The sequence below is a fragment of the Mycobacterium sp. genome, from assembly GCF_035499775.1.
In the GTDB taxonomy this organism is placed as follows: Bacteria; Actinomycetota; Actinomycetes; order Mycobacteriales; family Mycobacteriaceae; genus Mycobacterium.
On the sequence record NZ_DATJYB010000530.1, the window covers coordinates 1 to 21,684 of the forward strand.

Sequence of the window (21,684 nt, forward strand, 5' to 3'; positions counted from 1 at the left end):
GTCATGTCCCGCCGTGCAACGCACCTGGGGAACGACGGGCGCTCCACAGCCTTCGTGAACGAGTTCCATCGAGCTGGACTCACCCTGCAACACCCTACCGAACTCGATCAGGCTGACGAGCACCGGAAACAGGTCACGACCGCGATCGGTGAGGACGTACTCGTAGCGGGTCCGCTGGCCGGGCTGTTGATAGGGCTGCTTGGCCAGCAACCCGGCGTCGACAAGTTGCCGCAGTCGCTTGGCCGCGATCTGTTCGGTCACCCCGGCGCGGCGCGCCAGATCGTCGAAACGCCGCCCGCCCCAGAAAGCTTCGCGCAGCAGCACCATGGCTGAATGTGTCCCGATCAGCTCCAGTGCGTGCTCCATCGGACACCAGTCGGCAATGGTCCAGCGATCCCGATCGGCGAGCGCACCCGACAAATTCATGGCGCCGGCACCTTCGTTGTTCACCCCGGACATACTACGCGCTGACTTGACTTAGGACCAGTCAGCTGGGTGGATACCAGGCCCCGGTGAGCACGAACAGCTCATAACCGCCCAACAGCGTCACCAGTCCCACATCGGCGGCGATCGGCATGGCGACGGCGTTGACCAGGCCCTGAACGGGGGCGCCGTCGACCATCTGCTGGACCCCGTCCAGGAACAGGTTCACGTCGTAGGACGGGACGGCGGTGACCAGTGCATTGGCGATATCGGCCGTCGGGAGCAGCTTCGCGTACGCATTGGCGATCGAGTTCGAGAACCTGTCGGTGAAGTCGGTGTTCGCCGTCTTCAGCGCGTCGATGAGGTTGTCGATCGGCGATCCCGACGTCAGCCCGGGGGGCATAGCAGTAGACAGCGGATCTGCCGAGAGCACTTTGCTCAGGTCACCGCCGGCAGCGACGATTCCCTGCTGGGTTCCGCTGACCAGATCGGCCAACACAGTGTGCGGGTTGACCGACGGCAGTAGCCCGAACTGGGTCGGTATATCGGCGGGGGCGGTCGAGTAGCCGTAGGCCGGGTCGCCGTAGCCGAGGTTGACGGGTACCCGCAGATCCGGTTCGACCAGGTCAGCGATTGCATTTCCCACCAATGGAATTGAACGTACCGGTTCCAGCAACGGCAGATGCGGGATAGTGATCATGTAGTAGCTGGTGTTTCCGGAGTAGCCCAGCGACGTCGACAGCGGAACCAAGTCGTAGCCCAACGGAAGGTCCCCCGGGTCCAAACTCGGATACAAGGGGTGCACGTAGTAGAAACCGGCAAAGGCGTTGAGGTCGGCGAAGATATCGATCGGATACCGCGGCCAGTCGGCGATGCCGTCGTATTCGAGCGTGTAAATCGTGGTGGGCCAAGGCGTGTTCGACGGCGTCGCACCATAGAACGTCTGGCCCAGGCTCGGGAAGCTCAGGCCCGCGAAGCGCTTGAAGATACCGCCGTTGGGATTCATCGGGTCACCCAGCAGCACGAAGCCGAGCTGACTTCCAGTCGGCGGGCTCGACAGCGCCGCGAGCTTTTCCATTTCCAGCGAGGCGATGATGGCGCCCTGCGAGATACCCTGCACGACAACGGGTTTACCGCCGGGCTGGATCAGCCCCTGCGGTCCCATCAGGGTGTTGTCGAGGATTGTCACGCCTTGGGCCACCGACGCATCGAGAGTCAACACTTTGGTACCGGTCAACGGATACAGCCCCGCGGGGGTGAACAGGCCAATCGCGTTGGCCAAACTTCCCCCGGGGAAATTCGGGTGGACATAGGTGGCGAGGACCGTCGCCATGTAGTCCGCGCTAGGGATCGGGTTGCCGCTGCCCGAGATGAACACGGTGCTGTAGTTCGTGGGGAACACGAACGGCGGCGGGTTGGCCGCGACTGTGGTCGCCGCTGCGCCGGGCGCGGTCAGCGCGCCCAGGCCGGCGGCCTCGGTCTGCGCATAGGCGTTGCCGGCGGCCGCCAACGCCTGGACGAACTCGCCATGAAACGCTGCCAGCTGCCGAACGACCGCCTGATACTCCCGCGCGTAGGCATTGAAGCGCGTCGCCGCGGCTGCGGACACCTCGTCGGCGGCGGCCGCCGTCAGAGTGGCTGTTCGGCCCGCCGCGACGGCATGGGCTTCGTCGATCGCCGTACCTATTGCCGCGACATCCTGGGCCGCAGTTGTCATCAACTGCGGCTGCGCCAACAGATACGTCATCGGCTCGCCCCGCCCGCGGTAGCGACATGGCGTCGCTATTGTCCGCCGTCGGGGTCGGTTACGGGTTGAGAATGAGGCAGTTGCTGGTCGCGGTCGCCAGCAGCTTTCCGCTGCGGCTCGTCAATACCGCCTCGGCGAGCGCGGTGCGCCGGCCGAGGTGGGCGACCGTTCCGGTGCAGCTGACCGGCCCGGTGTCGACGGTGATCCGCCCGATGTACCGAACCGACAGGTCGAGGCTGGTGTAGCCGACGCCGGCCGGGAGCAGGGTGTGGACGGCGCAGGCCGCAGCCGAGTCCAGCAGCGTGGCGTACACGCCGCCGTGCACCGAGCCGATCGGGTTGTAATGAAACTCCGACGGCGTCATGGTGAACACCGCCTGACCAGCCGCGACCGATTCCAGCCGGGCACCCAGTGTGCTCATGACGGGCGGCTGCGGTATCTCCCCGGCAATCATCGCCTGCAGAAGCTCCAGGCCGGTGCGGCCCGTGGCCGCGCTGGCGGCAATACCGGGGTCTCCCCAAGCAAAGGTCCGGGTTCGTTCGACATCAACTGTCTCGCAAAGCATTTCACTCATCGAACGATCACCCTCTCGTCTAGTCACCTGGCTACGCTCCGGCCTATCGTCACATCTGACTAAACTAGAGTCAAGCTAGCTGTGGCCTTACTCACACCGATGACGAGCGCCCGCCTCTGAACCGGAGCAGATAGCTGAGCATTCGATGGGCCGGCACGGCCTTCGGCCAGTCGTTGGGCCGGAAATACGCGTCGGTACCCCCGTCGACGAAAACGATGCTGCCACAAAGGAAGTCAGCCGCATCGGACAGCATGAAACACATCCAGTCGGCCATGTGCGCGGCATCGCCGAATCCACCGACCGGAATCGGGAATGCCCGGACCGCTTTGGCCTCTCGTGGAGAGGACAGTTGCTCCTGCAGCAGCGGCGTCATGATCGCACCGGGCGCCAGCGCGTTGAGCCGCACCCCCGATCCCGCCCATTCCGGCAGCACCGCATGCCGCCGAACCCACCGGCTGACAGCGATTTTCGATGCCGCATACATCATCACCGGCGCGGCTTTGCCGAACACCTTGACCGCGCGCACCGCCTTGTCAGCGTCACCGGCAAGCAGTGCCCGCACGGCGCGCCCTGGCACCGCGGGGATCGTCGTCGCAGAGTTGCTGGCCACGGCGACGACCTTGGCGTTGCCGGCGGCAGCCAACGCCGGTCGCCACGCGTCGAGCAATTCGACCACCCCGAAGTAGTTGACCTGCGCGATCATGGGCGGTCGATCCCGGCCCGGGCTCGGGCCCAGGCCAGCGGCCAGCACGGCGCCGTCGAGCTTGCCGCCGCAGGCTGCCAGGACGCCGTCGGCAGCCTCTTTGCGTCCGCGCGGACTCGACAGGTCGGCGGTGACGTCGGTGTCCTTGATATCGACGCCGATCACCGTGTGTCCCCGATCCCGAAGCCGCTGGGCGGTCTCGCGGCCCATCCCGGACGCGGATCCGGTTATCGCATAGGTGCTCATGGCAACGCGTCAGTCCGCCATGGCTGCGCGCTCGACGTCGAGCAGTTGCTCGCCGCGCCGTTCCTCGTCGTAGGCCTTGCGACCACCGCGCAAACCGAACAGCCGCTTGGAGACCAGCAGGTAGACCACCGCGGCCACGTTGATGGTGAAGGTCACCAGCCGGGTCATCGTGATGCCCTTGGTCAGGTCGTGGATCTCCAACGGCAGGAAGACCGACGTGGCGATCACCGCAAAGTATTCGCCCCAGCGTTTCAGCAACCACAGGCCGACGCCTTCGACGACCTCCAGTAGTGCGTAGCCGGCAAGCATCAACGTCAACAGGGCCAGCGTGGACGGCTTGGCGGCCAGCGCCTTTTCCAGCTCGTGCACGATCGTCAGCTGATCGACCTTGAATCCCGCGGCACGAAAGATCGGCAGGTCGCGGTCGAGGGTGGCCTGGATCATCCCCTTCGCACCGCGAAACTTCCACACCGCATACGCCGCGAGCGCAATGATCACCGCCCGGAATATGCGTTCGACGGCGAGCGTACGAACGATGATCGCCTGGCGTAACGCCTTGCCGCGCATGATCATCGGCGCATTATCGGCGCGGCCGCGTCCGTGCGGCTCGCCGAGCGTGAACTCACCGCAGCGCAGGCAGCGCCACACTTCGCCCAGCCCGGTTTCGCCGCTCAGCCGGCCGGCCAGTTCCTCCTCGTCAGGCGCGTACGTGACATGTCCTGCCAGGGCGCAGGTAACCAACTCCCACCGGTTGATGCCGCGATCTTTGCGCATGGCCGATCATTGAATGCCGACGGTAAGCCGCGCAAGGGGGACGCGCAGGTGTCGGCAGGTCATAACCGAGTCCTGCGACGTGGACGCTGGGCGCTGCGGCTCGCCGAGCCGAGGAGCCGGGTGAGTTCGGCGACGGGGAGTTCATCGAGGTGTTCGACCGCGGCGATGATGTCAGCGCGCAGGTCTTGATCGCAGTAGGGTTCGGCGAGCCAGTGGAATTTCTCCACCACGCGTTCCCAGGACAGCGGCCGGGTGGGCGAACCCTCGTAATCGGACTCCTCGCGGCTGAATTCCCGCCCGTCGCGGGTTACCACCCGCACCCGGGCCGCGGTGCGTTGCGGATAGTCCGCAGTGAGGTCGGCGGCGGGCGTGACCTCGACCCGGGCGAGCAGGTCCTGGACGTCGGCGCGCCGGACGCGTTCGGTCTCAAGCTGTTCGGGGCCGACGGCACCGTCGAGCAAGGCGACTGCGCTCAGGTACTTGAGGTTGTAGTCGGCCTGCTCCTTCGTCCACGGATGATCCTTGCCGCCGTAGACCCCGCCGCCGGCGAAGTCATATGCGCCCTGGAACACCTCGAGGCTGACCCGTGCGACGTCGTCACCGCTTAGATTGTTGTCGCTGCGAATCGCCAGGGCGGCGTCAATGATGACCTGCCCGTGGATAAGTGAGCAATACTGCTTGAGGTAAGTCTGCTCGACGGCGGTCAGTGCCCGGTCGGCGGTGTGGAAGTCGATCGGCTGGCCAAAGAGCTGCACCAGACCCTGCGGGCCCTCGAACAGCGCCTTGGGTCCGGTGACTCCGCGACCGGCCAGCATCGTCGTGTAGACAGCGCGCATCCCGGTGATGGCCGGGGAGATGCCTTTCCAGTTCGAAACCGGCTCGGCGTGCACGGCTGCCAGGGATATGTTGTCGACCGCCGATGCCGCGATGGCGTCCGCGGTGTGTCCGGCGTCCAGGCCGAGCAGCTTCGCCGACCCGGCGGCCACCGACATCGCCAATTGCAGAGCGTGATTGAGCCCGCGGGCCATGACGGGAACCTGTGCGCTGAACCGGCATTGCACTTCGTAAGCGACCGCAAGGGCCAGCAGGAATTCGGCTCCGCCGGCGTTGACGTGCTCGGCCACGGCCAGGATCGCACCGAAGTTGTCGGCGGGGTGACACAGTCCGCCGACCGTCAGATAGGTGTCGAGCAGATCGGGGTAGCGCACCAGAACCGCGTTGAAGAACGCGGCCTGATCCACCGACACCCGGCCACCGCCGACGAGCGTTGCCGTGGGCCGGCCGCTGAATTGCTCAGTGTGCTCGCGGATCCCCGCGATGAGCTCGCCGTCCAGCGAACCGAGAGCACACGCAATGCTGTCAAGCACGTTGCGTTTCAACATCGCCCGCGACCGCCCGGCCAGATCCGCCTGCCCGGCGCCGACGACGAAGCCGGCGAGGTCGTCCACAACATAGTTATGCGCCATGCCTTCCGACTCAAGCGCGACAACAGGCCCGCGTCCAGGACCAATGTCCTATCTGTGCTCGGCCGGACTTCCTAGCGCAGGCCGGCCCCGGATTCGAGGACGCCTCGGTGCGGATCGCCGGCCGGGATCCACCAACGCTCAGCGGGCGGGACCAGCCAGTCGTGGCTGCGGGCCAGCGCCAGAAGCGAGTCGACGACACCGCGTACACCGACCCGATCGTCGTCGTGGCGGTGCAACAACGACCAGGTCCACAGCGGAACCGGGTCGGTGACGGGACGCTGCCCCAGACTGGGTGGGATTGCCGCGGTGTGGCGTTTCGGCGAGGCGAGCACGGCGGCGCCGATCTTGCGCACGTGCACGTAGAACGCGTCGCCGGTGATACCGCCGTCGTCGATCCGGACGATGCGCGCACCGGTGTCGGCGGCGAAGTCCTCGGCGAACCGATTCCACGACGACCACGCCGACTCGTCCGCGTCGACGAGCACTCGTAATCGTTGTGCCACAATGGGTTCCGCTGAATTCGAGGCGGGAATGACCGCGTGCAGCGGCTCGGGCGCGCAGCAGGTGCGCGGTAAGTCCGCGATCCGCGGCTTGTTCGGCGGTGATCCACGCCAGCGCGATGTCGAGGGTGCCGTCGGCGACGCGGTCGGCTTGCGTGTGCGACGGGAGCACCCATTCGTCGATGCGCAGCGCCAGTGCGGATCCCAGCGCCGCGCTGAGGCCGTCGGGCAGCCAGCTGACGTAACCCAGGCGCACCGGAGTGCTTTGCGCGCCGGCCCGTTGCAGCCGCTGCTTGGCGTCGTCGACAAGAGACAGAATCCTGCGCCCGTCGTCCAGCAACGAACGTCCGGCTTCGCTCAGCCGCACGCTGCGCCGGTCCCGCACGAACAGGTCGGTCCCCAGTTCCCGTTCCAGCGCGATGATCTGCTGGGACAGAGCCGGTCCGGAGATGTGCACCCGTTGGGCGGCGCGCCCGAAGTGCAGCTCCTCGGCGACCGCGACGAAATAGCGCAGCTGCCGCAGTTCCATCGTCCCGAGCTTACGGTCTACCCGCGGTGGCGCCGACAATACCCCATGGGGCATAGCATCGCCCGGTCCGGAGAATACCCATAGGGGTATCTGCTACAGTGGGGTCTATACCCCGCGGGTACCCGCGGCGAATGGCAGGAGGCAGTGAGTGAGCAACGACGAGGAGAGCATGGCCGCCGTGCTCAATCGGTTACGTCGCGCTCAGGGACAACTCGCCGGCGTAATCGCGATGATCGAGCAGGGCCGCAACTGCAAAGACGTCGTAACGCAACTCGCGGCGGTCTCAAGGGCCCTCGACCGGGCCGGGTTCAAGATCGTCGCATCCGGGCTGCGCGATTGCATCAACGGTACTAAGCACGGCGATTCTGCGCCGCTGACCGAGGCCGAGCTGGAGAAGCTGTTCCTCGCACTGGCCTGACACGAACGGAAAGGATTGGCAATGACATTGGGAACAACAGGTCTGAGCACCACACTGCACACGTCGTTCGCCGACGCGGTCGAACGCACCACCAAGGCGCTGTCGTCACAAGGCTTCGGCGTGCTGACCACGATCGACGTCAAAGCGACGCTGAAGCAGAAGGTGGGCAAGGACATGGAGGACTACCTGATCCTCGGTGCCTGTAACCCGTCGCTGGCGCATCGCGCCCTCGACGTGGACCGCCAGGTCGGTCAGTTGCTGCCCTGCAATGTGGTGCTGCGTGCCGACCCGTCCGACGACGGCGGTGCGGTCCTGGTCGAGGCAATGGACCCGCAACTGATGGTGCGCGTGATGGACCAACCCGGTTTGCAGGAGATCGCCGACGAGGCCGCCGCCAAGCTGCAAGCCGCAATCGACGCACTCAATCAGGAACCGCGCTAGCCGACCCGACCCACCGCGACGGGCTGTGACTCTGTGATCGCCGCGGTTTCCTCGGTGAGCCGCTTTCCGATGACCCGGATCTGCTTTGCGCTCAGGGGGCGGAGCGGATGTAGGGCCACGATCAGGGCGACCTGTTGACGATGGTCGAAAACCGGCGCGGCGATCGTCGCCACGGGCTGCTTTCTGCGACCGGGGTTGTCGTCGGAGAGAAAGCCGATGGTGGTGAACTCCGCGAGCAGTTGGTCCATGATCTGGCGCACCGGCGTCGGCATCTCGTGGCTTTCCAGGGTGACGACCAGCTGGGCGGCCTGCGCCAGCGCAGGAGTGGTCCAGTCGACGTCGAATCCGCGCTGGCGCGTACGGGCCAAGACCTGTTCCAGGCGCTGCGTCCGATCGACGTTGCTACCCGCACCGCGCCGGATCCACTCCCGCTTCCCCTCGTCGGTGTCCCAGGCCGCGAACGGCACGCCGAACGGCGGGGAATAGGGGATGCGATCGCCCGGTATTCCGGACGGCTCGGTGGCCGGCTCACCCTCGAAGGCGGTGACCACCAGCGATTCGCCAAATCGCTCGACGACCGTGCCGGCATAGCCGAAATCTCGGGAAAGCCGAAGCGCCGCAGCACGAGCCGCATGGGCCAGGGGCCGGGCGGTGTCGGTCCGCGCCGCCACCACCGCGAGCGCGGGACCCAGAGAAAAGGTCTTCTCCACCGGATCGCGGCTGGCCCAACCGCGGTCACACAGCGTCTTGAGGATCGCGTGCGCCGTCGCCTGGGTGAGATCGAGCTCCCGCACGATGTCGGAGAATCGCAGCTGCCTGTTTCCCAAGCGTGCGAGGAGCTCGACAACGTCGAGAACCCGGGCGGTCGGCGCCGAGGACGATCCGCGAATGGCTTGACTCCTTCATGCCACGGTTCCTACAGTAATTGCGAACATTCGAGATTATATATCGATTATTCGAGAAAACTAGAAGGTTGTTGCGTTGCGCGCTGTGGTGTTGCGAGACGGTCGGCTACAGGTCCGGGAGACACCGGACCCCGCACCCGGTGCCGGGGAGCTATTGCTTCGAACCCTCAGCACCGCGATCTGCGCCTCGGATGTGCACTTCATGGACCACCCGGATCTCGGTATCGACGATCCCACCGGCCGCTCGCTGTACGACCCGGGCCAGGACATCGTGCTCGGCCACGAGTTTGTCGGCGAGGTCATCGAGCATGGACCCGGCTGCACGGATCAGTTCGCGGTCGGCTCCCGGGTGACGGCCATGCCGGTTCGCCTGGTCGACGGCGGTGCCGGCGGCCTGCGGATCATCGGTCAGCACCCCGAAGCGCCGGGGAGTTTCGGTGAGCTGCTGGTGGTTTCGGAGGTGGCGGCCAAGCCGGTCACCGGTGATGTCTCCAGCGATGCCGCCGCCTTGACCGATGCGTTCGCCGTCGGCGAGTTCTACGTCCGCTCAGCCAACATCCAGCCCGGTGAGATCGCCATCGTCATCGGCGCGGGGGCGATCGGCCTCTCGGCCGTCGCCGCCCTGGCCGGCCGCGGCATCGAACCGATCATCGTCGCCGATTACAAGGCCGACCGCCGCGAGCTCGCCCGTGACTGCTTCGGCGCGCATATGGTGGTCGATCCCGCCCAGCAGCCGGTCTTCGACGCCTTCAACCAAGCTCGCGCCGAACGTGGATTGCCCGGCCCGGCAGTCGTTTTCGAATGCGTCGGCGCCCCCGGCCTGATCCAGAGCATCGTCGAATCCGCCGAGATGGCCACCCGGATCTACTGCGCGGGCGGCTGGTACACCGGCGACACGCTGGACATCACCACCGCCACCCGCCAAGGCGTCACAATCCAATTCGGCGGTGGCCCACACCCACAGGACTGGTACGGGACCCTGGACGCGATCGCGTCGGGACGCCTGGACCCGCTGCCCAGCGTCGGCAAGATCATCACCCTTGACGAAGTCCCCGACGCACTGGACATGGCCCGCCGCTCCGACGGCCCGCCGCGGGTCGTGGTCCACCCGAACGGAGACGCATGACAACCGAACGCGAAGACCGCCAAGATATTTCCGATCTCCTGGTGCGCTACGCCACTGCGATCGACCGGCGTGAATGGCCGCTGCTGGGCACCGTTTTCACCGACAAGTGCGACGTGGACTACGGCGTGATCGGCACCTGGCAAACCGCGGACGCCGTCGTCGAATTCATGGAGCAGGCGCACGCACTGGCGGGGTACACGCTGCACCGGCTGAGCAATATCGCCATCACACTCGACGGCGACCGAGCGGTCGCGCGGACCTACATCAACGGCCTGATCATGGCCGGTGACAACAAATCCGGCGTCAACGCCAACGGGTTCTACGACGACGAGATCGTCCGGACCGCCGACGGGTGGCGCATTGCCCGCCGCCGTTTCACGACGGTCTACCTGACCACAGTCGGCTAGGAGAAACCGGTGACATTCACAACGAAATACGGTCCCTGGGCGCTGGTCGCCGGCGCCTCGGACGGCCTGGGCGCCGCCTTCGCCAAGGGACTCGCCGAACGCGGCGTCAACGTGGTGCTGCTGGCGCGCCGGCGGGCGGTGCTGGATCAGGTTGCCGCCGAGATCAACTCGACGGCGGCGGTCCAAACTCGCACGCTTGCCGTCGATCTGGCCCAGCCCGGTGCCGCGGCCACGATCGCCGATGCGACCAGCGACCTCGAGATCGGGTTCCTGGTGTACTGCGCCGGCGCCGACCCGGACTACCGGCCGTTCCTCGACAACACGATCGAGGCCGCCGAGTCGATGGTGCAACGCAACTGCATGGTGCCCATGCAGCTATGCCACCACTTCGCTCCGGCGATGGTCGAGCGAGGCAGCGGCGGAATCGTCATCTTCGGGTCCGGCGCCGGATTGGCCGGCGGATCCAACATCGTCGCCTACGGTGCCTCCAAGGCGTTCGGCATGGTCTTCGCCGAAGCGCTGTGGACCGAATTACACGACAAAGGCGTGGACGTCCTGGGCCTGATCCTGGGTAAGACCGATACCCCCGCACTGCGGGAAATCGAGCACAGCCGGGGCCAGATCAGTTCGCTCGAAGAGGTACCGCCGGGCGCCGCCGCAGTGGACGACACGATCGCGGAGGCATTCGAGAATCTGACCAACGGCCCGACCTGGTTCGTGGGCGACGTCATGCGCGCCGCCCAGCAACTGACCAGTTCGATGACCCGCAATCAGACCGTCGAACTCTTCGCACAGGCGGCCGCCGCCGCGATGGGCCCCCCTGGCTAAGCCCGCTGGCTGGCCAGATTCAGGGCCGCCACGAATTCCTGCGCACTCGGCTCCACGTTCCCCATGCCGAACACGTTGGTAAAGCTACGCGTGTACCTGCTCTCGACGACTGAAGTGTCCCGCCCTTCGACGACGACGTGGATCCGCTGTCCGTCGTGTTCGACCCACGCCTCCAGCCCCCGCAGCGGGTAGCGTGCGGCCTTCCTTCGGTAACCCTGAATCAACTCGGTTCCGGTGATTCGCAACTTGCCCCAATCGGCCGAAACACCCAGCTTCTTGTTGAGCCGATTGCGTCGCGCCCGCTCAGCGATTCCGTAAATCAGCGCCACGGCACTGAGCAAGATCGACCAGATAAGCATGTCAATCCACCTTCGCTTAGCGGGGACGATACGCCGCGCAGCCCAAAGCTCCGGCAGACCGCACCGCACGGCGCAATCCGCCGGGCACCGGGCGGAACCACGGACTGCCGTCGAGCGTCCTAGTGAATGTTGGCGTTCCATAGGTTGGCGAAGCCTAACCAGGTTTGCCAAAGTTTCGAATTAGGCGGCCCTAACTTTTATAATTGAGCACTCTGACCAGCAAAGACAGGCCGATTGCCACCGACACTTGCCAGTGCCGCAACGTTGCTAGCGTAACGATCAGCGGGTAGTTTGTAACGGTGCGTCCCAGCCGCGCGTCGCAGCGGCCACCAATGATCGCCAGCCATCGTCGAGTCGAAGGATGTCAATGCTCGCCACAGACCGGCCCGTCGTCATGACCACGACGACGGCAACCCGTCCGCGGTGGCGCACCCTGGCGCGTTCGGCGCTGTTCACCGGTGCATTCATCACCCCGGCGGTGGTGGTTCGGATCGCCGGCCTGCATCCGGATCCGGTGATCGCCCTGCTGATCTTCGGCGCCGCGGTGGTGTCGGCCAGCTTCTTGCTCGCGTGGGCCGCCGAAGCCGCCCAGATCGACGTGTCCGGCGGGCTGGCGATCGCGGTGCTGGCCCTGGTGGCGGTGCTGCCCGAATACGCGGTCGACCTCTACTACGCCTACGTGTCCGGCCACAATCCCGACTACACGCAATACGCCGCGGCCAATATGACCGGGTCCAACCGGCTGCTGATGGGGCTGGGCTGGCCGGTCGTGGTGCTGGTCAGCATGCTTGTGGCACGAAAGGTCGGCAGCGGCGGGAAGGCCGGTTTGGCGCTGGAACCGGCCAACCGCGTCGAGCTCGGGTTCCTGCTGATCGCCGGGGTGGCCGCGTTCGTGATACCTCTCAACGGCCAGATCCACCTGGCGCTGGGGTTGGCACTGCTGGCCTGGTTCGGCTTCTACCTGTACAAGGTCAGCCACGGCGACGTGGAAGAACCCGACCTGATCGGTACCGCCGCCGCCTTGGCGGAGCTGCCCGACCGCATCCGGCGCATCGCCGTGTTCGGTCTGTTCGCGACCTCCGGTCTGGTGATCCTGCTGTGCGCCAAGCCGTTCGCGGACAACCTGGTCGCCGCCGGGACCGAGCTGGGCATCGACCGGTTCTTGCTGGTGCAGTGGCTGGCCCCGCTGGCCTCCGAGGCCCCCGAGTTCATCGTCGCGACCATCTTCGCCGCCCGCGGCAAAGGGACGGCGGCCATCGCCACGCTGATCTCGTCCAAGGTCAACCAGTGGACGTTGCTGATCGGATCGTTGCCGGTTGCCCACCTGCTGGGCGGCGGCGGGTCCTCCCTGACGCTCGACTCCCGTCAGATCGAGGAAGTGCTGCTCACAGCAACGCAAACCCTGATGGGTGTGGCACTGATCCTGGCGCTGCGGTTCCATCGGTCCAGCGCGTGGGCGTTGCTGGCAATGTTTGTCGTCCAGTTTCCGATCACCTCGACCCACGGGCGGCTGCTGCTGTGCGGCAGCTACGCCGCGGTGGCCGTCGCCGGGCTGATCATCAACCGCCGCCATCTGGCCGCAACCGTCCAGGCGCCGTTCGTCGGGACAGCGATCCGGCATGGCGGTCACCCGCAGCAGCCACCCGACGTTCCTCGACTTGCCGCCTAGTCCGCGCCCGCCCTCCTAGCGAGCCACCTATCCTTGGCGTTGTGCGACCCCGGATCGGCGGCGCTGCGTGACCGCAGCAGGTTTCGAAGCACAATTGGCGTGCGCGACATGCGGCACGGCCGTGCGCGCTACCGCGAAGTTCTGCGACGAGTGCGGGTCACCGATCGCGGCGTCGGCCCCACCGGCGGAGTACAAGCAGGTGACGGTGCTGTTCGCCGATGTCGTGCAATCGATGGACATCGCCGCGGCGCTGGGTGCGGAGCGGTTGCGCGAGATCATGACCGAACTGGTCGGGGCGGTGTCTGCGGTGGTGCACCGGTTCGGGGGCACAGTGGACAAATTCACCGGCGACGGGATCATGGCGGTATTCGGCGCACCGGTTGCCTTGGAGGACCACGCTTTTCGTGCCTGCCTGGCGGCGCTGGCCATCCAGGACGAGGCCAACCGCGTCGCGGCTGAGGTCGCCCGCCGAGACAGTGTGAACCTGCAGCTTCGAGTGGGTCTGAATTCGGGCCAGGTGATCGCCGGCGAAATCGGTTCCGGCGCTTTGGGTTACACCGCAATCGGCGAGCAGGTGGGGATGGCCCAGCGGATGGAATCGGTGGCGCCGCCCGGCGGGGTGATGCTCAGCGAGTCAACCGCGCGGCTGGTCGCGGATGCCACGGTGCTGGGCGAACCGGAGCTGGTGCACATCAAGGGCGCCAGCGACCCGGTATCCGCCCGTCGCCTGATCGCGACGGCAGTCGACGGTGAACATCGCCGGCGCAGCGACCAACGACTGGTCGGGCGAACCTGGGAGCTCGGCACTATCACCGCGATACTCGAGGAGGCGATCACCGGGGCCGGATGCGTCATCGGTGTCCTTGGGCCGCCGGGTATCGGCAAGAGCCGCATCGTTCGCGAATTGGCGGCGCTGGCTGCGGGCCGCGGCGTAAAGGTGTTCTCCACGTATTGCGAATCCCACACCAGCGACATCCCCTTTCGGGCGGTGACCGGCCTGCTGCGCGCCGCTTTGCGCGTCGATTGCCTCGACGACGCGGGCGCGCGGGCGCAGATCCGCGAACGGGTCTCCGGCGCCGACCCCGAAGATCTGCTGCTGCTCGACGACTTGCTCGGCATCGCCGACCCCGACGTCGAACTGCCTACCATCGAGGCCGACGCCCGGCGCAGGCGGCTGACCGCACTGGTCAACGCCGCCGCGGTGGGCCGCCGCGACGCGGCCCTGTATGTGATCGAGGACGTCCATTGGATCGACGAGGTCAGCGAGTCGATGCTGGCCGACTTCTTGGCGGTGATCCCGCAAACCCGGTCAATGGTGCTGATCACCTACCGTCCGGAATACCGCGGCGTGCTGGCGACCATCCCCGGCACCCAGACGATCGCTCTGCGGCCGCTGAACAACGCGCAGACCACAACGCTGATCGCTGAGCTGCTCGGCACCGACCCGTCGGTGCACGGGCTGACGGACGTGATCGCCGAACGTGCCGCGGGCAACCCGTTTTTCGCCGAGGAGATCGTGCGCGACCTCTCCGAACGCGGGACCATCCGCGGCGCGCAGGGCCGCTACCAACTCGACGGTGAGGTGCCCTTGTCGCAGGTGGTAGCCAGTGTGCCGGCCACCCTGCAGGCGGCCATCGCCGCGCGCGTGGACCGCCTCAGCTTCCCGGCCAAACGCACCTTGAACGCCGCGGCGGTCATCGGATCGCGGTTCAGCCCCGAGCTGGTGGCCGCGCTGGGGATCGACCCGGTCGTCGACGAGTTGGTCAACGTTGAGCTGATCGACCAGGTCGGGTTCACCCCGACGGTGGAATATGCGTTCCGGCATCCGCTGATTCGCGCCGTGGCCTACGAATCGCAGCTGAAATCCGACCGCGCCGAGCTACACCGGCGACTGGCCACCGCGATCGAACAACGCGAATCGCCGGACGAGAACGCCGCTTTGATAGCCGAACACCTCAAATCCGCAGGGGACCTCCGCGGCGCGTTCAGCTGGCACATGCGCGCGGGCGGCTGGCTGATCCACCGCAACATCACCGGGGCACGCGCCAGCTGGCAGCACGCCCGATCCGTCGCGGATCAGATTCCCGAGGCAGACCCGGATTGCGCCCTGATGCGGATCGCTCCGCGAACGTTGCTGTGCGCCAGCGCCTGGCTCGCCGGCGGCAGCATCGCCGACACCGGGTTCGACGAGCTGCGCGACTTGGCCGGCGCCACCGGCGACAAGGTGTCGCTGGCGATGGGGATGACCGGTTGGCTGATGGCGCTGGTTACCCACTCCCGATTCGACCAAGCATCGGAATTGGCTTCCGAGCTGGCCAACCTGCTCGAATCGGTGGGCGACCCGACGCTCACCCTCGGGCTGCTCTACGGCGCACTCGGCGCCAAGTTCGAGAGCGGCCAGATGACCGAAGTCATGCAGCTGGCGGAGCGGATGATCGAGCTCGCCGACGGTGACGCAACCAAGGGAAATTTCATCCTCAGCTCCCCGTTGCTGACCGCGATCATGCTGCGGGGCGCTGCCCGATGCTTCCTCGGTGACCGGGGCTGGAGAGACGACGTCGACCAGGCCCTGACGATGGCACGCGGATTCGACCCGACGTTGCGTGTGCTGGGGCTGCTCTACAAATACATGCTGTTGACCAACGGGGTGTGGCTGCCGGACGAGGCAGCGCTGCAGGAGACGGCCGAGATGCTCGAGATCGCGGAGCGATCGGGCGACGATTTCACGCTGGCATGCGCCCGATACGTGCGCGGCCTGGCGCTGGTAGCACACGACGGTCCCCACGAAGAAGCGTTCACGGTGCTTGCCGCGGCGCGGGAAGCCGCTGCGCAAGAACGCTTCACGCTGGTGGTGACCGCGGTCATCGACACCTGGCGCGCGGACGAAATGGTCCGCGCCGGCGATGTCGACGGCGCCATCGAACTGTTGCGCGCTGCCGTGGCGCAGGTGTACTCCTGCGGCGACATGATCGTTCGCGGCAGGACCACCGCCAGTCTGGTCAGCGCGCTGCTGCGCAGAGGTGGACCAGCAGACCTTCAGGAGGCGCAGGCGGCCATCGACCGGCTGGTCGCGGTGCCCACGGTGCCCGGGTTCGTCATGCACGACCTGTGGCTGCTGCGGATGTGCGCCCTAATGGCGCAGGCTCATGGCGACCGGACCGAGTATCGCGACTATCGCGACCGTTATCGTGCAATGGCGAAATCGCTTGGCTTTGACGGACATATCGCCTGGGCGTCGGAAATGGAGTGACAGTGGTCCGAGAGGTGTTGGCGGTCATCGGCGTAGGCGGCATGGGCCAGGCGATCGCCCGTCGGCTGGGTTCGGGCAAAACGGTGCTGCTGGCCGACTACAACGAAGAGACGCTGACGTCGGTGGCCGAATCGCTGTCCGCGGAAGGCCATCACGTCGAAAGCCGCGTCGTCGACGTCTCGGCACCGGAGTCCGTTCACGGGTTGGCCGAGTACGCGGCGTCACTCGGCAGCGTCACGCAGGTGGCACACACCGCCGGGTTGTCCCCGTCGCAGGCCTCCGCCGAGGCGATCCTGGCCGTGGACCTACTCGGCGTGGCGCTGGTGCTGCAGGATTTCGGTGAAATCGTCGCGCCGGGCGGCGCGGGTGTGGTGATCGCCAGCATGGCCGGCCACATGCTTCCCCCACTCAGCACGGAAAAAGAGCATGCGCTGGCACACAACCCGCCCGGCGAACTGCTGCAACTCGACTTCATCAGCAGTATCACGGAGCCGGCTTTCGCGTATCCAATCGCCAAGCAGGCCAACCATATTCGAGTCCGTGCCGCCAGCGCGCAGTGGGGCCGGCGGGGGGCCAGAATCAACTCCATCAGTCCCGGCATCATCTCCACCCCGATGGGGCAGCAAGAACTGGCCTCCCCGCTCGGTGACGGCATGCGGGCAATGGTCGCGATGTCCGGCACCGGCCGCACCGGAACCCCCGACGATATCGCCGCGGCGACCGCCTTCCTGCTCGGCCCCGACGCAACCTTCATCACCGGGACCGACCTGCTGGTCGACGGCGGCGTCATCGCTGCGGTGAAGGCCGGCAATCCCTGACCGAGTCACACCAGGTAGTAGAGGTCCGGTTCGTCAGCGCGATCGGTCTTCGAGTGGGCGTACCGCACCGCCTTGAGCGTCGCCGAAAATTCCTTGTCCTCTTCGGGGAAAACATGTTCGGCGGGGAACCAGCGATAAAACCCGACGTTTTGCAGCACCGCAGCCGTATCCGGGCGCACTCCGGCCAGCAGGACGGTCACGCCACGGTCGGTCAGTTCGCGCAGGAAGTGCTCGATCCGCTCGATGCACACCACATCGGGATGGCGAACGCGTTTGAGCCGCAGGACCACGGTCTTGCCCTGGTCTTCGGCCCCGATCCGCTCGTTGAGCGCACCCAGGTGGCGATCCAATTCCGGTGCGGCCCCGAAGAACAGCTCGCCTTCCAGGTCATAGATGACGGTGTTCGGGTCCGAAGGATCGCCCGGAATGCGTTCGCGGACCACGCGTTCGGGCGTGACGACGAGTTCGGTGGCCTTCAACTTCGCCGCCCGTGGGACGAACAACAGAATCGACAGGATTACCCCGAGCAGCACGGCTTTGTCGAGGTCGATCGCGATCCCGGTAAAGGCGGTGACAAGCACCAAACCTGCGTCATAGCGCGAGGCTTTCAAGGTATAGACGAGGCGCTTGAAATCGACCAGTCGTGCGGCGGTGACGAGCAGCAGCCCGGCCAGCGCGGGCTGCGGAACGTACCGCAGTAACGGCGCGAACAGCAGCAGCGCGGCGGCGACCGTTGCGGCCGAGACGATCCCGGAGAATCGTGTCGCGGCACCGGACTGGTGGTTGATCGCCGATCGCGACAGCGATCCCGAGCCCGGCAGGCTCTGGAAGAAGCCGCCGGTGAGGTTGGCCAGGCCTTCGGCCATGATCTGCCGGTTGTAGTCGATCTTCTGCTGGGTCTGGTGCGCAATGGCTTTGGCGATCGACAGCGCCTCGATGATGCCGACGAAAGCGATGGCCAGCGCGCCCTCCGACAGCTCGGGCAGCCAGCTGGTGTGCACCTCGGGGATGTGCGGGGTGGGTAGGCTCCGTGGGATCTTTGCGGCCACCGCCACCGCGGTGTGGCCGCCCGCGCCTGGAACCGACCACCCCGCGAGATAGGCGATCAGCGCGGTGATGACCAACACGGCAAGCATGTCGACCTGCGGCCAGCCGAACCGTTGCACGAGGCGGCGCAGCACGACCGCCAGCAGCACCGCAGCACCGCTGAGCACCAGGGCGCGGTAGTTGACCGCGTCGCCGTTAAACAAGGTGAGCCATACCCGGCGCAACACCTGCATGTGGCCGTTGCCCTTGTCGCGCAGGCCCAATGCGTTGCCCAGCTGTCCCACCGCAAGCAGGAACGCGGCGGCCGCCATGAAGCCGATGATGACGGATTCGGAAATGTAGCGAGTCAGGTTGCCGAGCTTGAACATACTGATCACGATCTGAATCGCTCCGACGAGCACGCCCAGCAGGAATAGCGCCTCGAACAGTTCTGTCGTGTTCTCCGAATCGATGAACGCCAGGCCGGCGAAGACGAGCAGCGATATGGCGCTGGTCGGCCCGTTGATCAGATGCGACGACGAGCCGAAGATCGAGGCGACAATCGTCACCACGATCGCCGAGTAGACACCGAAGCGGGGATCGACTCCGGCGATCAGCGCATAAGCCATCGCTTGCGGGAACGAGATGGCGGCGACGGTGAGGCCGGCGACCACATCGTGCCGACCTTTCACGAGGTCGTAATTCAGAGCGAAGTCGTAATTCAGAACGCGAGCCATCCGCTATGTCCCCGGCGCCAACGCGCGCGCCGGCGCTGAGATCGCGTCCAGGATTCCGTTGTCGCCGAAGAATTGCTGGCGCGCTTCGCCCCAGTCCCTGGCGATGGCGGTGATCGGGAAGAGCGTCAGCGGGGGCAGCCGATCGGCGTGTTTGGCCAGGATTTGGGGCTTGACCGGCCGATAGCCGAATTGGGCCAGCTGCTCTTGGGCGGGGTCGCTGAACAAGTAGTTGAGGTAGGCCTTGGCGTAGGAAGCCTTCTTGGAGTCCGTGACGTTGGCGTCGACCCAGGCCACCGCCGGCTCGGCGAGGATGCTGACCGGTGGATACACGAGTTGGAGCTCGTCCTTGTTGGACGCTACCTCCCGCAGCGCCTCGTTCTCCCAGGTCAACTGGACGTCGCCGACCTTCTGAACGGCGAAACTGGTCGCGGCTCCCCGCGCGCCTGCGTCGGAGGCGGTGACGTGACGCAAGAGCGCCCGCACATAGTCGACGGCCTGGGCATGATCGCCACCGCGGGTGGTGACCGAACCCCACGCGGCGAGGATGCTCAGTTGGCCGTTGCCCGAGCTGCGCGGGTTGGGTGTCACGACCGCGACGTCGTCTTTGATCAGGTCGGGCCAGTCCTGGATCCCTCTGGGGTTGCCCTTGCGGACGACGAACACGATGGTCGACGTGTAGGGAACCGAGTTGTTCGGCAGACGCTGTCGCCAATTGGGGGCGACGAGCCCCCGCTTGCTGAGCGTGTCGATGTCGCTGATCAGTGCCAGCGACACCACGTCGGCTTTCTGGCTGCCATCGAGGACGCCGGCCAGTTGCCGCCCGGAGCCGCCGTGCGATTGCTGGATGTCCAGGCTGGTTCCGGTGTGGGTGCGGTACTGCGTGACGAATGCCGGGTCCAGCGCCGCGTACAGCTCGCGCGTCGGGTCGTAGGAGACGTTGAGGATCCGGTTGGACCCGTCGGCGGGAAGGTTCTTGACCGCGATCGCGGTGGCGGCCACGACGATGGCCACGACTCCAAGAATGTTGAGCCAGGGAAGGCGCGGCAGGGTATGCAGACGCTGCAGCGCCGGACGCGCTTCGACCATCCAGGCGTCCCCTCACCGCGATCTCTCAGATTTCGACGATATTAACGGCCTCGCAACCTGGGGACAGCCATGAAAATCAACCTGAAGTTAAGTAGGTACGGGATGCCTATGATGATCAGATGCCGCAACGCGTGTTGCGTGAACGCCTGATCGATCTGGAAGTCCCGGGCGAGGACGAGGCACGTGGACGGGCACTGCGCAAGACGGTGCCACGACGGTCGCTCGCTCAGCTGACGCCCTCGCCGCGATCGGCCATCGAGATACTCGTCGCCCAAAATGCCGACCGGCTGCCCGAACTCGTCCCACTACGCTTCGCCCGGATGCTCGCCGACCCGTTCTCGTTCTACCGGGGGTCGGCCGCGGTGATGGCCGCCGACCTCGCCGCAAGTCCGTCGAGCGGCATAGAGATCCTGTGCTGCGGCGACGCACACGTCTGCAACTTCGGCCTGTACGCGGCTCCGCATCGCTCAATAGTGTTCGACCTCACCGATTTTGACGAGGCGGCCGTCGCGCCGGCCGAGTGGGACGTCAAACGCCTGATCACCAGCGCGATCGTCGGCGGCCGCCATGCCGCCTATCCCGCCGAGGCCGTCCGCCGCTGCGTCGAAGAGGCGGTGGTGGCCTACCAAACGGCGCTGGAGGCGACCCTGGAAATGGACGTCCTGAGCCGTTACTACCTGCGCATGGAGCCGGAGCACTACACCGGCGAAGTATCCAAGGAGATGCGCGCCGTGATCGAGCGGACCACCGCCGAGGCGCGCAAGCGCACCTCGGCGCGAGTCTTCAGGCAGATCATGGAGACTGGGCCGGACGGGACCCCGCGCCTGCGTGAAGCGCCGCCGGTTCTGCAGCACGTCGACGAGGAGATCGAAGCCCCGTTGGTGGAGTCGATCGACGAGTATCTGACCACGGTCCCGGCTGACATTGCGCTGCTGCTGTCACACTTTCGCGCCACCGACGTCGCGCTACGGGTGGTTGGCGTCGGCAGCGTCGGCACCCGTTGCTATTTGGTAATCCTGGTCGGCCCCAACGGAACACCGCTGATCCTGCAGATCAAAGAGGCCACTCGATCGGTGCTCGAGGAATACGGCGGCTGGCGCCAGCCAGACGCCCTGACCGCGGCCGTCGCGGCGCACGGCCAGGGCGTGCGTGTCGTCGATGGCCAGTTGATCCTGCAGGCCATGTCGGATGTGTTCCTCGGGACCACCCGCAAGGACGGGCGCGACTACTACGTGCGTCAGTTTCACGACATGAAGGGCAGCGTCGAAATCGAGGGCATGTCGCCTTCCACGTTCAGCGAGTACGTCTCCGTGTGCGCGATGCTGCTGGCCCGGGCGCACTCGCAGAGTGCCAACGCGTCGATACTGCGCGGCTACGTGGGCACCAATGACACCCTGCACGCAGCGGCGATCGAGTGGTCCTACACCTATGCCGACAAGTCGCTCGACGACTTTCACCAACTGCAGAAAGCGGCCGCGGCCGGCGAGGTCGAGGTAGCCGACGATCCGGCCCGCTAACGCTTACGGCGCACGGTATTCGTGGAGGTATTGGTTCGTTCCCTCGCTGGTCGTCACATAACCCAGACCGTCGTCGTCGAAGGCGATCGCCTCGCCCTGCTGCTCATCCGGAACCGGTCCGATGACCGGCTTTTG

General features: G+C 66.2%; 20 protein-coding genes and 1 pseudogene. 9 read left to right on the forward strand and 12 right to left on the reverse strand.

The genetic code is table 11. From position 1 onward, the window contains the following. From VML93_RS32370 to VML93_RS32405, 8 genes and pseudogenes are all read right to left on the reverse strand, one after another. Positions 1-450: helix-turn-helix domain-containing protein (locus VML93_RS32370; protein ID WP_325616970.1), on the reverse strand; the 450-nt coding region annotated here is incomplete at its 3' end. A 37-nt stretch (positions 451-487) separates the two neighbouring features. After that, a complete protein-coding gene (locus VML93_RS32375; protein ID WP_325616972.1) occupies positions 488-2,170 on the reverse strand; it encodes a PE-PPE domain-containing protein in 1,683 nt (560 codons plus the stop codon). Positions 2,171-2,228: 58 nt separating this feature from the next. Next, complete coding sequence (locus VML93_RS32380) at positions 2,229-2,744, reverse strand: PaaI family thioesterase (RefSeq protein ID WP_325616974.1); 516 nt, start codon at positions 2,742-2,744, stop codon at positions 2,229-2,231. 91 nt (positions 2,745-2,835) lie between these two features. Continuing rightward, entirely contained in the window at positions 2,836-3,693 is an 858-nt protein-coding gene (locus VML93_RS32385; protein ID WP_325616976.1) for an SDR family oxidoreductase, read from the reverse strand. Between the two features lie 9 nt (positions 3,694-3,702). Further along, a complete protein-coding gene (locus VML93_RS32390; protein ID WP_325616978.1) occupies positions 3,703-4,467 on the reverse strand; it encodes a DUF2127 domain-containing protein in 765 nt (254 codons plus the stop codon). 59 nt (positions 4,468-4,526) lie between these two features. Beyond that, on the reverse strand, positions 4,527-5,915 hold the full coding sequence (locus VML93_RS32395; RefSeq protein WP_325616999.1) for an MmgE/PrpD family protein: 1,389 nt from the start codon (positions 5,913-5,915) through the stop codon (positions 4,527-4,529). A gap of 89 nt (positions 5,916-6,004) precedes the next feature. Next, positions 6,005-6,418 (reverse strand): hypothetical protein, encoded by a 414-nt coding sequence (locus VML93_RS32400; protein WP_325617007.1) that lies wholly within the window; start codon positions 6,416-6,418, stop codon positions 6,005-6,007. Between the two features lie 418 nt (positions 6,419-6,836). Continuing rightward, positions 6,837-7,016 (reverse strand): annotated as a pseudogene (locus tag VML93_RS32405) (LysR family transcriptional regulator); the annotation flags it as partial. A gap of 115 nt (positions 7,017-7,131) precedes the next feature. Here VML93_RS32405 and VML93_RS32410 point away from each other — a divergent pair. Then, positions 7,132-7,380 carry a metal-sensitive transcriptional regulator gene (locus VML93_RS32410; protein WP_414686507.1) on the forward strand — a complete coding sequence of 83 codons (249 nt, stop codon included), beginning with the start codon at positions 7,132-7,134 and terminating at the stop codon, positions 7,378-7,380. A 21-nt stretch (positions 7,381-7,401) separates the two neighbouring features. After that, positions 7,402-7,821, forward strand: a complete 420-nt coding sequence (locus VML93_RS32415) for a DUF302 domain-containing protein (RefSeq protein ID WP_325616982.1) — start codon at positions 7,402-7,404, stop codon at positions 7,819-7,821. Here the strand turns inward: VML93_RS32415 and VML93_RS32420 are convergent. After that, positions 7,818-8,711: a helix-turn-helix domain-containing protein gene (locus VML93_RS32420; protein ID WP_325617001.1), complete on the reverse strand. Its 894-nt coding sequence runs from the start codon at positions 8,709-8,711 to the stop codon at positions 7,818-7,820. The two genes, VML93_RS32415 and VML93_RS32420, sit on opposite strands and share 4 nt — an antisense overlap. Positions 8,712-8,811: 100 nt before the next feature. Here VML93_RS32420 and VML93_RS32425 point away from each other — a divergent pair, with 100 nt between their 5' ends. The 3 genes from VML93_RS32425 to VML93_RS32435 are packed head-to-tail and all read left to right on the forward strand — an operon-like array spanning position 8,812 to position 11,087. After that, positions 8,812-9,852: a zinc-binding dehydrogenase gene (locus tag VML93_RS32425; protein ID WP_325617003.1), complete on the forward strand. Its 1,041-nt coding sequence runs from the start codon at positions 8,812-8,814 to the stop codon at positions 9,850-9,852. Further along, positions 9,849-10,259, forward strand: coding sequence for a nuclear transport factor 2 family protein (locus tag VML93_RS32430; RefSeq protein WP_325616984.1), 411 nt, complete (start codon positions 9,849-9,851; stop codon positions 10,257-10,259). Before VML93_RS32425 ends, VML93_RS32430 begins: the two co-directional genes overlap by 4 nt. Before the next feature lie 9 nt (positions 10,260-10,268). After that, on the forward strand, positions 10,269-11,087 hold the full coding sequence (locus VML93_RS32435) for an SDR family NAD(P)-dependent oxidoreductase (RefSeq protein ID WP_325616986.1): 819 nt from the start codon (positions 10,269-10,271) through the stop codon (positions 11,085-11,087). Here VML93_RS32435 and VML93_RS32440 read toward each other — a convergent pair. Beyond that, positions 11,084-11,446, reverse strand: a complete 363-nt coding sequence (locus VML93_RS32440; RefSeq protein ID WP_325616987.1) for a hypothetical protein — start codon at positions 11,444-11,446, stop codon at positions 11,084-11,086. The two genes, VML93_RS32435 and VML93_RS32440, sit on opposite strands and share 4 nt — an antisense overlap. A 361-nt stretch (positions 11,447-11,807) precedes the next feature. Here VML93_RS32440 and VML93_RS32445 point away from each other — a divergent pair, with 361 nt between their 5' ends. The 3 genes from VML93_RS32445 to VML93_RS32455 all read left to right on the forward strand — a co-directional run bounded on the left by VML93_RS32445 (position 11,808) and on the right by VML93_RS32455 (position 17,183). Continuing rightward, positions 11,808-13,115 (forward strand): sodium:proton exchanger, encoded by a 1,308-nt coding sequence (locus VML93_RS32445; protein ID WP_325616989.1) that lies wholly within the window; start codon positions 11,808-11,810, stop codon positions 13,113-13,115. A 67-nt stretch (positions 13,116-13,182) separates the two neighbouring features. Beyond that, the gene (locus VML93_RS32450; RefSeq protein WP_325616991.1) at positions 13,183-16,365 is read left to right on the forward strand and encodes an adenylate/guanylate cyclase domain-containing protein; all 3,183 of its coding nucleotides are present in this window, start codon (positions 13,183-13,185) and stop codon (positions 16,363-16,365) included. A 2-nt stretch (positions 16,366-16,367) separates the two neighbouring features. Continuing rightward, entirely contained in the window at positions 16,368-17,183 is an 816-nt protein-coding gene (locus VML93_RS32455; protein WP_325617005.1) for an SDR family oxidoreductase, read from the forward strand. Between the two features lie 5 nt (positions 17,184-17,188). On the opposite strand, the gene VML93_RS32460 is transcribed toward VML93_RS32455, so the two are convergent. Both VML93_RS32460 and VML93_RS32465 read right to left on the reverse strand, forming a co-directional pair. After that, positions 17,189-18,946, reverse strand: a complete 1,758-nt coding sequence (locus VML93_RS32460; RefSeq protein WP_325616993.1) for a SulP family inorganic anion transporter — start codon at positions 18,944-18,946, stop codon at positions 17,189-17,191. A gap of 3 nt (positions 18,947-18,949) precedes the next feature. Continuing rightward, positions 18,950-20,032, reverse strand: coding sequence for a sulfate ABC transporter substrate-binding protein (locus tag VML93_RS32465; RefSeq protein WP_325616995.1), 1,083 nt, complete (start codon positions 20,030-20,032; stop codon positions 18,950-18,952). A 119-nt stretch (positions 20,033-20,151) separates the two neighbouring features. On the opposite strand from VML93_RS32465, the gene VML93_RS32470 reads away from it, so the two are divergent. After that, complete coding sequence (locus tag VML93_RS32470) at positions 20,152-21,549, forward strand: DUF2252 domain-containing protein (RefSeq protein WP_325616997.1); 1,398 nt, start codon at positions 20,152-20,154, stop codon at positions 21,547-21,549. Positions 21,550-21,684: the final 135 nt, after the last annotated feature.